Consider the following 13,795-nt stretch of genomic DNA (forward strand, 5'->3'; position numbering starts at 1 on the left):
ATGCCCCGGGCGATCGCCCGAGGCATCCGCCCGGATGGTCAGCTGCCGATGGCGCCCTGCGACGAGCCGCCCGCTTTGAGCGCCGCGAGACGCGCGTCGACCTCGGTGAGCTCACCGAGGTCGTCGAGCTCGGCGAACTGCGCGTCGAGGGTCGAGGCCGTGAGCTCGGCCTGGCCGCGGACGACGGCCTCTTCGCGCCGGATCTTCTGTTCGAAGCGTCCGAGCTCGCTCGTCGGGTCGAGGATGTCGATCGACTTGACCGCGTCGTGCACCTGGCGCTGCGCGGCGGCCGTCTTCGACCGCGCGACCAGCTCGTTGCGCTTGTTCTGCAGCTGGACGAGCTTCTCTTTCATGCCGTTCAAGCCGGTCTTCAGCTTGTTCACGACGTCGGTCTGCGCGGCGATCTGCGGCTCGGCGGCGCGCGCCTCGTTCTCGGACGAGATCTGGCGGCTGAGCGCGACCTTCGCGAGGTTGTCGAACTTGTCGGCACCGCTCGCATCGCCCGCCGTGCGGAGCTCGTCGCCCTTCCGGCTCGCCGCGACGGCCTTCTCGCCCCACTCGCGCGCCGCGTTGACGTCTTCGCGGTGGTCGTCTTCGAGCAGGCGCAGGTTGCCGATGGTCTCAGCGATCGCGGCCTCGGCGTCGGCGATGGAGCTGGTGTAGTCCCGCACCATCTGATCGAGCATCTTCTCGGGGTCTTCCGCCTCATCGAGGAGTGAGTTGATGTTCGCGCGGACCAGCTGCGAGATTCGGCCGAAGATGGACTGCTTGTTGCTCATGGGAGTTCCTTCCGTTCTGGTCGAGGTGCGGCGGGTGCCGCGTGAGGAGTGTGGGCCGGGTCGGGTGCCTCGGGGTGGCCTGGCGTCAGAATCGGCCTCCGCTTCCGCGGCGGCCGCGCGTGCCGCCGCCGCCGAAGCTGCCCGCGGAACGGCCGCCACCGAAGCTTCCGCCGAAGCCACCGGAGCGCCGCCCACCGCCGCCGCCACCGAAGCCACCGAAGCCCCCGCCGCCACCGCCGAACCCACCGCCCCGGCTCCGGCCGCCGCCGAGCACCTGGTCGATGAGGATGCCGCCGAGGACCGCGCCGAAGAGATCTCCGCCACTCGCACCGCGGCCGGTGCCGGGCATCATGCCGCCGGCAGGCGCTCCGCCACCCCAGCCGCCGTCGAACCCGCCGACATCCTGCTGCGCGAGCCGCATGGCTTCGGCCGCCAGGCGCTCGGCCTGCTGGGCATTGCCGAGGGCCGCGGCCGGGTCGCCCGCGCGGCCCTGCTCGGCGAGGGCGAGGACTCGGCCGGCTTCGGCGAGCCGGGTGCGCGCCTCGGCGCCCACCGCACCGCGACGTGCGACGAGGTAGTCTTCGGCGGCCTGCAGCTGCGCCCGCGCGGCGAGCAGGGACCGGTCGAGCTGGGCCGCGGCACGGATCGCGCGCTCTGCCGCCTCTCGCGCCGCTCCGATTGCGCCGTCGATGCCGGCGTTGGCCTGCTCGACCCGGGCCTGGAGCGCCAGCGGGTCGGGCCGCGGTTCGGCGAGTGCCGCCCGGAGGGACGCCGCCTCAGCGGCCGTGGTCTGCGCGATCTGCGCGAGCGAAGCGTCGGCCTGCGCGGTGCGTACGTCGCTCTCGAGGTCGGCCACCCCCGCGGCGACGGCCTGCTCGGCGGCCGCGAGGTCGGCGGCGAGCCGCTCGATCGCGCCCGTGAGCACGACCGCCTGGTCGGCCGCCTCCTCGGCGGCCCGGATCTCGACGGCGGCCTCACCCGGCCGGTTCTCGTCGAGTGCCGTGCCCGCACCGTCGGCGGCCTCACGCGCGAAGGCCAGCCGGGACTCGGCCTGCGCGACGTTGTCGGCGACGGGCGCCGTCGCGGTCTCGGCATACCGCTCGCGGAGCGCCGTGAGCCGGTCGCGCGCGGGAGCCACGCGCGCCGCGGCCTCGTCGATCTCGCGCCTGACGCGTTCGAGCTCGGCCGGTGCGTTCCGTTCGAGCGCGCGCAACTCGTCGAACCGCTCGGCCTGTGCGTCGAGCTCGGCATCGGCCTCGCCCGTGAGCCTGAGGATGCCGCCGTACCACTCGCGGCGCTGCGCCTCGGTGTCGGGCTCGGCGTCGTCGAGCCTTTGCTGGAGGGCGAACGCCTCGGCGATCTTCGCCTCCGCGGCCTGCACCGCCGCACGGAACGGCTGGGTCGCCTCGTCGCCGTAGGAGGCGATGGCGAAGCCGAGCTCCTCCTTGCTCGTTCGGATGGCGTCGTCGGCCGCGACGAGCGCGCCGCCCGCCTGGCGGCGCAGCTCCTCGAGCGGGACCTGCGGCACCTCGGGCGCCGCACCTGGACCGCCGCCCCGCCGCTTGCGGCGGGCGACCACGAGGACCACGACGACGACGATCGCGCCGGCGATCACGAGGAACCAGATCAGTCCCCACACCCAACCGGAGCCGCCAGTGTCGCCCGCGAGTGCCTCGGCCGCGGCGATCGCCGCGCCCGCCCAGTCCTCGGCACGGAGTCGCGGTTCGACGACCTCCTGCGCGATGCGCCGGACCTCGTCATCGGAGAGGGATGCCTGGTCGGCGACGGAGAAGTCGTAGGTGCGCCCGTCGACCGCGACGGCGAGCAGATAGTCCTCGTCGCCGAGCCCGTTCGCGATCGCGGTGTCGGCGGCCCACGCGTCAGCCGCCTCGGGGTTCGTGAACTCGTCGACGTACGCGACGAAGAGCTGCCGGCCGCTGCGGTCGGCCGCCTCGCCGATCGCCCGTTCGACCTCGGCGGTCTGCCCACCCAGCGCGCCGACCGTGTCGACGATGGGGGATTGACCGAAGGAGACGGGATCTTCCGCGAACGCTGGAGCGCCGATCGTGAGTCCTCCGGCGACCGCGGCTCCGGCGAGGGCGATCAACCAGCGTCGAGACGTGTGCACCTGCGCGATCCCCCATTCCAACGGACGATCCCGAGTCTAGGACCGGCCACCGACGGGCGTCCACGGACTCCAGGCGTTCTCCCGGGTGTGCTATCGGGCGCCGATGCCGGTCACTCCACCGTCAGCGGCGCGAGCGGGGAGAGCACCACGATGTCGGGCTGCTGCGGGTCGTCGGGCACCACGACGACGGACGCGGCCAGCGTGTATCCGCCTGGTGGCAGTGCCGTCGGGACGCGTGCGGTGAGGCAGCGCACCGCCTCGATCGCCGCTGGCAGCTCGACCGACTCACCGGGGGAGAGGTCGACCGGCTCGCTCGCACGCAACGGGTCCGCGTCCGGACGCATCGCCACGACCGTCCCGTCCGCATCGGCGATGGCGATGGCCGGGGCCATGCGGAGCGACCCCTCGATCCGGTCGGTGCCGGTGTTGGTGAGGGTGACGGTCGCCTCGCCCGTGCTCCCGCCGGTCACGGCGGCGTCAGGCCGCACCGTGGCGGTCAGCGCGCCGACCGACGCATCCGACGCATCCGACGCATCCGACCCCTCCGATGTGCCCGGCGCAGCGAGGATCGGGGCGCCGCACTGGTTCATCGCCGAGAGCCGGCCGAGCGCGACGTCGCCATGACTCGCCTCGTCGCGCGGCGCGACGGCCATCTCCTGCCCCTCGGTCGCCGGGACGAGACCGTTCGCGGCGACCGGTGCGTCCGCGGTCGTCGACGGGCCGACGACCCCGGCGAGGCCGCCGATCAGCCCGGCGGTGGCGACCAGCGCGGCGACCGCGGTCGTGCCGCCCAGGACGGCGTTGCGCCGGCGACGGCGCGATCGCCGGCTCGCCTCGATCACGGCGTCGGCATCGAGCTCACGCGTGCCCGAGGCATCCGCCGCCCGTCGCAGCGCCTCGCGCAGCCGGTCCTGCTCAGGTGCGGACATCCGCGCCCCCTCTCTCGGTCCGGCCCTCGCCGGACGCCTCGAGTGCGGAGGAGAGCGCCCGCAGCGCATCGGACAGGTACCGCTTGACCGCACCCGAGCTGATGCCGAGCGTCGTCGCGATCTGGTCGACGGTCAGGTCCTCGTAATAGCGCAGCACGATGCACGCCGACTGTCGCGGCGACAACGCGCGCACGCGGGTCGCGAGGTCGAGCCGGGCATCCGCGGCCTCGGTCGGCGCGTCGACCGCCGCGGGTGCGTCCACGAGGTGACGGATGCCTCGCCAGGTGCGCTCGCGCCGCGAACGGTCGATCACCGCGTTGAGGATCGCCCGCCGCACGTACGCCTCGGCCTTGGCCAGGGTGAGGGCCATGCGCGGTCGCCCGAACGTGCGCACGAGCGCATCCTGGACGAGGTCCGCCGCGTCCGCGTCGTTGCCCGTGAGCAGGTACGCGTACCGCACGAGCGCATCGCCGCGCTCGGCGACGAGTCTCGTCGCCACGGCATCCCATGCGCCGCTCACCGTGTCTCCTCCCGACGACGATGGACCCGCCGTCACCCACTAGAACGACTCAGCGTACGGAAACGTTGTGGCAGACCTCGCCGGTCGCGTTCCGCACCGTACTGGACTCAGGTCTATTGTCGCGCGCGGCGGCGTCCGCCAGCCTGTCGAACGAGGTGCGGGCCGCGGAGTTCCGATCGTCCGCAGGGGAGAGGAACCATGACGACCCATGATGCAGCCGTGCGCGCATCCCGGCGCGCCGGAGTGGCCGTGATCGCCGTAGCCGGCCTGCTGGTCAGCGGATGCGCCACCGGCGGAAGCGGCACTCCTGCCGCCACGCGCACCCCCGACGCGACGACCACCGTGACCCGGCCCGCGGCACCGGAGGGCGAGCTCCCCGCCGAGCTTCAGGAGCAGCTGCAGCGTGCGGTCGAGCAGGTCATGACCGAGTACGACGTGCCAGGTGCCGCTGCCGGCGTCTGGATCCCCGGTGAGGGCTCGTGGACGACCGCGGCCGGTCTTGCCGACGTCGAGGACGGGGTCGCCGCCACCACCGACATGGTCTGGCCGATCCGGAGCATCACCAAGTCGTACACGGTGACCATGCTCCTGCAGCTCGCCGACGAGGGAGCGCTGCGTCTCGACGACACCATCGACCAGTACGTCGACGGGATCACCGACGGCGACCGGATCACGCTGCTCCAGCTCGCGAACATGTCCAGCGGCAACGCCGACTACGTCACCCAGGAGTTCTTCGACGAGTGGCAGGCCGACCCCGCGAAGATCTGGACCCTGGACGAGCTCAACAGCTTCGTGATCGACCAGCCGGCGCAGTTCGCGCCCGGAACCGAGTACCTGTACACCAACGCCAACACGAACCTGCTCGGTGCCGTGATCGAGGAGGTCACCGGGCAGTCCTACGCCGAGGCGCTGGACGAACGCATCCTCGAGCCGCTCGGGCAGACCGGCACCGCCTACCTGACCGATGTCGACGACTGGGCCGCGCCGCACCCCGTCGGCTACTTCGTGGTCGACGGCACGCCCCTCGCCCAGAACGAGAACCCCTCCATCCTCGCCGCAGCGGGGTCGCTGTTCTCGACGCTCGACGACGGCCGGGTCTGGGCCGAGATCCTCGGCACCGGTGCGCTGCTGAAGCCTGAGACCCAGGAGCTGCGGCAGATCGGGCACCAGATCCCCAAGCCGCCGTACGACCGGTACGCCGTGGGCATGGGTGAGACCGACGGCTGGTGGGGGCACAACGGTGAGGGGATCGGCTTCACCGCCGCGACCTTCCACCACCCCGACACGGGCGCGAGCATCGTCGTCTACATGAACGAATCGGACACCCCCGACAAGACGCATCCGGCGGATACGACGTTCCGCGCGCTCGCCGAGGTCCTCGCGAACGGAGCGGCCGGGTGACCCGGCGGTTCCCGCGCGCCGCCGGCCTGCTCGCCGTCGTCGCTGCGGTCGCGCTCACCTCGGGATGCGTCGCGGATGCTCCGACCGGATCCGGAAGCGACCTCACCTCGGTCCCCGGCCTTCCGGACGAGGCGCTCGAGGTGATGAACCAGCCCCAGTTCGAGAGTGGCCGGTGGCTCATCTCCGTCGAGGACCTCGAGACCGGGGAGACCGTGATCGACCTCGACGGCGACAAGCTCGCCGAGCCCGGATCCTTCGTGAAGACCTACAGCGCGGGTGCCGCCTGGGTGAAATGGGGCCCTGATCACACCATCAGCACGCCGGTGAAGCAGTCGGGCACGGTCACCGACGGGACGCTCACGGGCAACCTCGTGCTCGTCGGCCAAGGCGATCTCACGATGGGCGGCCGCACGAAGGCCGACGGCACCGTCGACTTCACGAACCTCGACCACAACGACGCCAACCCGCTGCCGGGCGCGACGCTCACACCCGAGGATCCGCTCACGGGACTCGACGAGCTCGCCGAGCAGGTGCGGGCGTCGGGCATCACCGCGGTGCGCGGCGACGTCATCGTCGACGACCGGCTGTTCGTCGGAACGCTCGAGCGGAAACCGGTCACGCCCATCGTGATCAACCAGAACCTCCTCGACATCCTGATCACCCCCGGCGCCGAAGGTGAGCCGGCCACGGCGGCGCTCACCCCCGCCGTCGCCCCGTGGAAGCTCGACCTCCGCGTCGAGACCGTCGCTCCCGGCGCGAAGGCCGGGATCGAGCCCCCGAAGCTCTCGCCCGACGACCCGAACACGATCGTCGTCACCGGCACCATCGCCGCCGACAGCGATCCGTCGCTGAAGGTCTACGAGTTCGAGGATCCCGCGACCTTCGCGCGCACGGCGTTCATCGAGGCACTCGCCAGGGCCGGGGTCAGCGTCTCGGCCGACCCGGTGAAGCGCAACCCTGAGGAGTCGCTCGAAGACGCCGCCACGATCGCGGGCCTGCCCACCGTCGCCGAGCTGGAATCACTCCCGCTCGGCGAGGAGATCACCTACGTCATGAAGATCAGCTACAACCGCGGCGCACAGACCTTGATCTGCCGGCTCGCGGCCGATGCCGGGCAGACCGACTGCGACGCGGGTATGGCGGTGGCGCAGCAGATCTGGGCGGACGCCGGGCTCGACACCCTCGGCGCATCCCTCATCGACGGCTCGGGCCTCGACGGCAACCTCATCACCCCGGAGAACGCGGTGCAGATCCAGACGCTGATGGCCGAGCGGCCCGACGCCGAGGCCTGGCGCGCCACCATGCCGATCCTGGGCGTCGACGGATCGCTCGCCGACGTGCAGGCCGACAGCCCCGCAGCCGGCAAAGTGTTCGCGAAGACCGGAACGCTCGTCGGCGGTGACGCGTTCAACGGCCGGATCCGGCTCGCCACCAAGACCCTCGGCGGCGTCATGGAGACCGAGGACGGCCGCCATCTGGCGTTCACGATCATCGTGAACGACGGCTTCTACGACGGGATCGCAGGCGTCTTCGAGGCCAACGACGACGTCGGCAAGGTCGCCGCACTGATCCAGCAGGCCTACTGAGCCTGAGCTGGCCCCCCCGGATTGCCCCCGGATTGCCGTACTGAGGAGACGACGGATGCATACACGCGCGATGAGGACGACGGCGGGGGCGGCCGCCGTGGTCATCGCACTGACCTTCGCCGCCTGCACGGGGCCGGCCCCGTCGAGCCCGTCGGCGAGCCCCACGCCGACCGGCGACGCTGAGGCCGGCCCCACTCCGACCCTGAAGCCGTTCGACGAGGCCGCCATCACGGCGCTCTTCGAGGAGACGGCGGAGGAGCTCGGCCAGCCCGGAGCCGCCATGCTCATCCGCACACCGGACGGCGAGTTCACGATGACCTATGGCACCACGAGCCCGGGCGGGAGCACACCCGTCTCGCTCGACGACCACATCCGCGTCGGCTCGAACACGAAGACCTGGACCGGCACGGTCATCCTGCAGCTCGTGGAGGAGGGCAAGATCGCCCTCGACGACCCGGTCTCGACGTACCGCCCCGACGTCCCGAACGGGGAGAACATCACCATCGAGCAGATGCTCATGATGCGCAGCGGACTCGCCAACTACACCGAGACCCTCGAACTGAACGCCGCCCTCGACGCCGATCCGCAGCGGGTGTGGCAGCCCGAGGAACTCGTCGCGATGGCCCTGCCGCTTCCGGTCGACTTCGAACCGGGCACCGGCTATCACTACTCGAACACCAACACGATCCTGCTCGGCCTCATCGCCGAACAGCTCGACGGCAAGCCGCTCGCGCAGATCTACGCGGATCGCCTCTTCACACCCCTGGGGCTCAGTGAGACGTCGTTCCCCGCGATCGAGGACAGCAGTCTGCCCACACCGCACTCCGACGGCTACTACTGGTGGACCAATGTGAACACCATCGGCTCGTCGAAGCTCCCTCCCGACCTGATGGGCCAGGCGAACGCCGGCACCTTCCTGCCGAACGACGGCACCCTCGACAACCCGTCGTGGGCGTGGTCGGCCGGCTCCGGCATCTCCACCATCGGCGACCTGGCCGACTGGGTGGAGGCGCTGAACGGCAAGGGCGGCGATCTGCTCTCACCGGAGATGCAGGAGGCGCGCATGAACAGCCTCACGCCGACGTCGCCTGCGCCCAACGCCCCGAGGTACGGCTGGAACATCGGCCAGTTCGGCCAGTTCTACGGCCACAGCGGCGAGCTCCCCGGATTCAACTCGTTCATGGGCTACGACCCGGTGGCCGACGTCACCCTGGTGGTCTGGGCGAACCTCGCTCCGGCCGCGAACGGGACCGGGCCCGCCGCCTCGATCGCCCAGCTCGTGATCAAGGAGATGTACACCGAGTAGCTCGGCGCCGTCATCCGTGCGTGACGCGCGTCACAGCGACTCCCCGTCACCGCCACCTGACGCGGCCAGGTACTGGATGACCGCGAGCACCCGGCGGTGGTCGTCGGCCGCGACCGGCAGGCCGAAGGTGTCGTAGATCTTCGACGTGTGCTGCACCACAGCCTTCTCCGACGTGCCGAGTCGCGCGGCGATGTGTGCGTTGCTTCGACCCTCCGCCATCATGCCGAGGACCTCGCGCTGCCGAGGCGTGAGGTCGCCGACCGGGCCGTTCGTCTTGCTCGCGCGCGAGACCAGCACCGCCACCACGTCGGGGTCGAGCGCGGTGCCGCCGGCCTGCACCCGTCTCACGTCGGCCATGAAGGTGCGCACGTCGGCGATGCGCTGCTTGAGCAAGTACCCGACGCCGCCCTCGCCCCGGTCGAGGAGTTCGGTCGCGTAGCGGCGCTGGACGTACTGCGAGAGCACCATCACCGACATGCCCGGATAGGCCTCACGGATGCGGAGCGCCGCGATCAGGCCTTCATCGGTGTGCGTGGGCGGCATCCGGATGTCGGTGATCACCAGGTCGGGTTCGAGGCGCGCCACGGCGATCTCGAGTTCCACCGCCGTGCCGACCGCCGCCACCACTTCGATCCCGTCGTTCTGGAGCACGTGGCCGAGTCCCTCCCGCAGCAGCACCTCGTCCTCGCCGATCACGACCCGCATGGCAACTCCACGCGCACGGTGGTTCCCGCACCCTCGGGCGAGACCAGCTCGAACGAGCCGCCGAGCGCGTCGACCCGGTCGGCCATGCCTTTCAGCCCGGAGCTGTGCTCGACCAGGGCGCCCCCGCGTCCGTCGTCGCTCACGCGCATCCGCAGGATGTCGCCGGATCGGGTGAGCTCGACCGCCACGGCGCGGGCGCCCGAGTGCTTCACCGCGTTGGTGAGCGCCTCGGCCACGATGAGGTAGGCGGACTGCGCCGTGGCCGGGGCGAGCGTCCGGTCGTCGATGTCGCTGCGCAGCGTGGCCGGGATGTCGAGCCGGTCGACGAGGTCTTCGGCCGCGACGGTCAGCCCGCGCTCGACCAGGGAGGACGGCTGCACGGCGTGGACGAGCCGCCGCAGGTCAGCGGCCGCGGCGTCGATCCGTTCCCGGAGCGCGGTCGCCGCCGACGCGGTCGCCGGGTCGGCGGCGTCGGCGTTCGCGATCTGCTGCGCCTCGAGCGCGAGCAGCACCAGCTGGACCTGCAGCCCGTCGTGCAGGTCGCGTGCGATCCGGCTTCGCTCGGCGTCGGCGGCCTCGACGATGCGGAGCCGGGAGTGCAGCAACGCCTCGTTGCTCGCCACGAGTGCGGCGGTGAGCCGCTCGCGGTCGAGAGCGATAGCGAACACCCGGCCCGCGCGGCGCACCGATTCGGGATCCGCGATCATACGGCCGTCGTAGCTGATGGCGCCGACGAGCCGCGACTCCACGCGCACCTCCTGCCAGAGCCTCGGGGCGACCTGCTCGCGCACGCTCACCTCGAGCCCCTGCTCGTCGATGAACGCCTGCCGTTCCTCCGACCAGTACGCCACCCGCAGCGACTCGTCGCCGAGCGACCGGGCGAGAGCCTGCTCGACCGCGGTCCTCGTGGAGCCGGCGATGCTCAACCAGGCGCTCAACGCATCCGCTTCGGCCGTCCGCCCGAATCCGCCGAGCAGCACGCCGAGCAGGAAGGCGACCGGGATCCCGGCGAGGATCGCCAGCTGCACGCCGCCGATCAGGACGCCATCAGCGCCGACCAGCATCAGCACGTTCGCCGAGACCGGGATGAGCAGCACCGCCAGGATGCCGTACACGTAGAGCGGCAGCAGCACGCGGAGGTTCTTCGGCTCAGCCGAGCGGAGACGTCCGATCAGCACGACCACGGTGGCCACCATCACGCCGATGCCGACGACGCTCTGCACCCAGAGCGCGACGAGCCGAAGATCGGGCTGATCGGGCGGCAGGAGATACAGCGGCATCTGCAGGACGAACGCCACACCGTACCCCACCACGACGGTCACGACCGACAGCCGTCCCTGCAGCCGGCCCGAAGGGAAGGCGTGCAGCAGATGCACGGTGACGGCGAGGATGGCCGTGGCGGAGACGGTGCTCACCTCGACGAGCACCGGCAGGCCGAGGTTGCCGGCGCCGCCGAGGAACATCGCGACGGCGCCGACGAGGAGCAGGCCACCGGTGCCGCTCAGCGGACGCCGCCACCAGGCGATGATGCCGGCGGCGGTCCACACGAAGAACACCAGGGTGAACGCGGCCGGGATCCAGAACGGAACGGGTGCGCTCACCGCCACCGCGAGCTGCATGCCGCCGAGGGCGAGGGCGAACACCCCGACCAGGAGCAGCGCGGGCCGGAGCGCGTCGGCGCGCACGCGCCGCAAGCCTGCGGGAATCGGTGTGGAATCTGGGGGTCGGATCACGGCGTGGGGTCACCTCAGCGTGAGCCTAGACGTGAGTGGGGTTCGGGTTCAAGAGAAACGGGGTCACCACTCCGTGTGAGCCGCGTGGTGCCCGAGGCATCCGCCGCCGACACCGTCGACCCAGACCGGGGCGCCTGGCGCACCATGCAGAAAACCCCCGGCCGATGGCCGAGGGCTTCCAAAACGTGACCCATGTCGCGACTCAGATGTGACCTCGGTCGCGACTCATCACAACGTGCCCCCGGAGGGATTCGAACCCCCGACCTACGGTACCGGAAACCGGCGCTCTATCCCCTGAGCTACGGAGGCGCACAGCTAGCAAGACTAGCACCCCGGCGGGAGCGCGCTGAACCGCACGCACCCCGCGGAGCGTCGAGTCAGGCCGCCGGGAGGTTGCCGCGGACGTCGGTCACGAGCTGCTCGGCATCGCCCGGCTCGTACAGCAGCGACGACTCGATGACGACCCAGTACGGTCCGCTGAACACCTGGACCTGGCCCTCGTTCCCGGACTGCGCGAAGTACCCCTCGACCTCGGGCGGGGTGCCGTAGGTCGGGACGGGGGTGCTCTGCGAGGCCGCCGCTCCCGCCAGCGACTCGATCGCCGCCGGCGTCGGCGTCGCGACCGCGATCTGCAGGTGGTCGCCGCTCGTCTGGTTGAGGTAGCCGCACGCGGTGCCGCCCTGCGCGACGACCTCGCTGATGGTCGCGCTGTCGGGCTCGTACGACGGGTCGACCCCGAAGTTCGGGTTGAACACGTACAACTGGTCGAGCGTCAGCAGGGCGTCGCAGTCGATCGTGAACGGCGTGGCGTTCTCGTCGGGCTCCGTCGTCTCGGTGGGCTCCGGCGTCGGGGCACTGGTCGCGCTCGAGGTGGGCGACGGCGACGCAGTCGGTTCGGCCTCGCCGGGCGCGCAGCCGGCGAGCAGCGCGGCGGTGGATGCGCCCAGCGCGATCCAGATCAGGGCAGCACGTGAGGAGCGATCGGAGCGCAGCATGTGACGAACCCTATCAATCGGCGCGGGTAGGATTTCGGGGTGACTCCAGCCGATCTCTCGCACGCTCTGTTCGACCTCGTCGCCGCCGCCGTCGAGCGACGTCGGGCGGCCGGCGATGAGATCGCGTTCGACCTCTCGCCCGACCAGGTGACGCTCGAACGGCCCAAGCAGCGCGAGCACGGCGACTGGGCGTCGAACATCGCGATGCGGATCGCGAAGCCGCTCGGCCTGAACCCGCGCGAGCTCGCGACCGAGCTCGCCGCGGGCCTCTCCGGAGTCGACGGCGTGGCCAGCGCCGAGGTCGCCGGCCCGGGGTTCATCAACATCCGGCTCGACGCCGCCGCCGCCGGCGAGCTCGCGCGCACGATCGTCGAGGCCGGCGAGGCGTTCGGCCACACCACGACCCTCGCCGGGCGCCGCATCAACCTCGAGTTCGTGTCGGCGAACCCGACCGGCCCGTTGCACATCGGGCACACCCGGTGGGCGGCGCTCGGCGATGCGATCGGCCGCGTGCTCCGCGCTGCGGGCGCCCACGTCGCGAACGAGTACTACATCAATGACGCGGGCAACCAGATGGACACGTTCGGGGAGTCCGTGCTCGCGGCCGCCAAGGGCGAGCCGACACCCGAGAACGGCTACCCGGGCCGGTACATCGCCGACCTCGCGGTCCGTGTGCTCGAGCGGGAGCCCAACCTGCTCGCGCTCGACGACGAGGTGGCACTGCACACGGCGCGCGAGATCGCGTACGACCTCCAGCTCGCCGAGATCCGGGCGTCGCTCGAGCGCTTCAACGTGCACTTCGACGTGTGGACGAGCGAGCGGCTGCTGCACGCGAAGGACGATGAGGGCGTCTCGGCCGTCGACGCGGCCGTCGAGCGCCTGCGCGCCCAGGGGCACGTCTACGACCACGACGATGCGATCTGGGTGCGCACGACCGACTTCGGCGACGACAAGGACCGGGTGATCCGCCGCGGCAACGGCGTCTACACCTACTTCGCCGCCGACGCCGCCTACTATCTCGACAAGGGCGACCGCGGGTTCGAGCACAAGATCTACCTGCTCGGTGCCGACCACCACGGCTACGTGCACCGGCTGAAGGCGCTCGCGGGCGCCGCGGGCGACGACCCGCAGCGTGACATCGAGGTGCTCATCGGGCAGCTCGTGTCGATCAACGGCGCGAAGCTCAGTAAGCGAGCGGGCAACATCGTCGAGCTGGACGACCTGCAGGCCTGGCTCGGCACGGACGCGCTCAGGTACACGCTCGCGCGGTACCCGGCGGACTCCCCGCTCGCGATCGATCCCGAGCAGCTGCGCAAGCGCACCAACGACAACCCGGTGTTCTATGTGCAGTACGCGCATGCGCGCACCTCGGCGGTCGCGCGCAATGCGCTCGCATCGGGGGTCGACCGTTCCGAGTTCGCGCCCGGACTGCTCGACCACGAGACCGAGTCGGCCCTGCTCGGCGCGCTGCAGGAGTTCCCGAGGATCGTGGCGCAGGCCGCGGAGCTGCGCGAGCCGCACCGCGTCGCCCGCTACATCGAGGAGCTCGCGGGTCTCTACCACCGCTGGTACGACAGCTGCCGGGTCATCCCGCTCGGTGACGACCCCGTCACCGACCTGCACCGCACTCGCCTCTGGCTCAACGACGCGACCGGTCAGGTCCTGCGGAACGGGCTCGACCTGCTCGGCGTGTCGGCGCCCGAGCGCATGTGA

11 protein-coding genes and 1 tRNA gene are annotated in these 13,795 nt (G+C 71.3%); 4 read left to right on the forward strand and 8 right to left on the reverse strand.

Annotated features, from left to right (window positions below; genetic code table 11):
- Positions 1-38 precede the first annotated feature (38 nt).
- The 4 genes from QU602_RS07890 to QU602_RS07905 all read right to left on the reverse strand — a co-directional run bounded on the left by QU602_RS07890 (position 39) and on the right by QU602_RS07905 (position 4,356).
- On the reverse strand, positions 39-779 hold the full coding sequence (locus tag QU602_RS07890; RefSeq protein WP_308799712.1) for a PspA/IM30 family protein: 741 nt from the start codon (positions 777-779) through the stop codon (positions 39-41).
- An 85-nt stretch (positions 780-864) separates the two neighbouring features.
- Positions 865-2,907, reverse strand: a complete 2,043-nt coding sequence (locus QU602_RS07895; protein WP_308799713.1) for a TPM domain-containing protein — start codon at positions 2,905-2,907, stop codon at positions 865-867.
- A gap of 110 nt (positions 2,908-3,017) precedes the next feature.
- Positions 3,018-3,836 carry a hypothetical protein gene (locus QU602_RS07900; RefSeq protein ID WP_308799714.1) on the reverse strand — a complete coding sequence of 273 codons (819 nt, stop codon included), beginning with the start codon at positions 3,834-3,836 and terminating at the stop codon, positions 3,018-3,020.
- Positions 3,823-4,356, reverse strand: a complete 534-nt coding sequence (locus tag QU602_RS07905; protein ID WP_308799715.1) for a sigma-70 family RNA polymerase sigma factor — start codon at positions 4,354-4,356, stop codon at positions 3,823-3,825. The genes QU602_RS07900 and QU602_RS07905 overlap by 14 nt, the downstream gene beginning before the upstream one ends.
- Positions 4,357-4,554: 198 nt before the next feature.
- Between QU602_RS07905 and QU602_RS07910 the strand changes: the two genes are divergently transcribed.
- The 3 genes from QU602_RS07910 to QU602_RS07920 all read left to right on the forward strand — a co-directional run bounded on the left by QU602_RS07910 (position 4,555) and on the right by QU602_RS07920 (position 8,649).
- Positions 4,555-5,757 carry a serine hydrolase domain-containing protein gene (locus QU602_RS07910; protein ID WP_308799717.1) on the forward strand — a complete coding sequence of 401 codons (1,203 nt, stop codon included), beginning with the start codon at positions 4,555-4,557 and terminating at the stop codon, positions 5,755-5,757.
- A complete protein-coding gene (gene dacB, locus QU602_RS07915) occupies positions 5,754-7,343 on the forward strand; it encodes a D-alanyl-D-alanine carboxypeptidase/D-alanyl-D-alanine endopeptidase (protein ID WP_308799718.1) in 1,590 nt (529 codons plus the stop codon). The genes QU602_RS07910 and dacB overlap by 4 nt, the downstream gene beginning before the upstream one ends.
- Positions 7,344-7,413: 70 nt before the next feature.
- The gene (locus tag QU602_RS07920) at positions 7,414-8,649 is read left to right on the forward strand and encodes a serine hydrolase domain-containing protein (RefSeq protein ID WP_308799719.1); all 1,236 of its coding nucleotides are present in this window, start codon (positions 7,414-7,416) and stop codon (positions 8,647-8,649) included.
- A 30-nt stretch (positions 8,650-8,679) separates the two neighbouring features.
- Here the strand turns inward: QU602_RS07920 and QU602_RS07925 are convergent, their stop codons facing one another.
- The 4 genes from QU602_RS07925 to QU602_RS07940 all read right to left on the reverse strand — a co-directional run bounded on the left by QU602_RS07925 (position 8,680) and on the right by QU602_RS07940 (position 12,082).
- Positions 8,680-9,354, reverse strand: coding sequence for a response regulator transcription factor (locus QU602_RS07925; RefSeq protein WP_308799720.1), 675 nt, complete (start codon positions 9,352-9,354; stop codon positions 8,680-8,682).
- Positions 9,342-11,039 carry a sensor histidine kinase gene (locus QU602_RS07930; protein WP_308799721.1) on the reverse strand — a complete coding sequence of 566 codons (1,698 nt, stop codon included), beginning with the start codon at positions 11,037-11,039 and terminating at the stop codon, positions 9,342-9,344. The genes QU602_RS07925 and QU602_RS07930 overlap by 13 nt, the downstream gene beginning before the upstream one ends.
- A 284-nt stretch (positions 11,040-11,323) precedes the next feature.
- Positions 11,324-11,396: transfer RNA gene (locus QU602_RS07935), tRNA-Arg, on the reverse strand.
- 68 nt (positions 11,397-11,464) lie between these two features.
- Positions 11,465-12,082 (reverse strand): iron ABC transporter ATP-binding protein, encoded by a 618-nt coding sequence (locus QU602_RS07940; RefSeq protein WP_308799722.1) that lies wholly within the window; start codon positions 12,080-12,082, stop codon positions 11,465-11,467.
- Between the two features lie 39 nt (positions 12,083-12,121).
- Here QU602_RS07940 and QU602_RS07945 point away from each other — a divergent pair, with 39 nt between their 5' ends.
- The gene (locus QU602_RS07945) at positions 12,122-13,795 is read left to right on the forward strand and encodes an arginine--tRNA ligase (RefSeq protein WP_308799724.1); all 1,674 of its coding nucleotides are present in this window, start codon (positions 12,122-12,124) and stop codon (positions 13,793-13,795) included.

It is taken from the genome of Agromyces protaetiae, from assembly GCF_030866785.1.
Taxonomy (GTDB): Bacteria; Actinomycetota; Actinomycetes; order Actinomycetales; family Microbacteriaceae; genus Agromyces; species Agromyces silvae.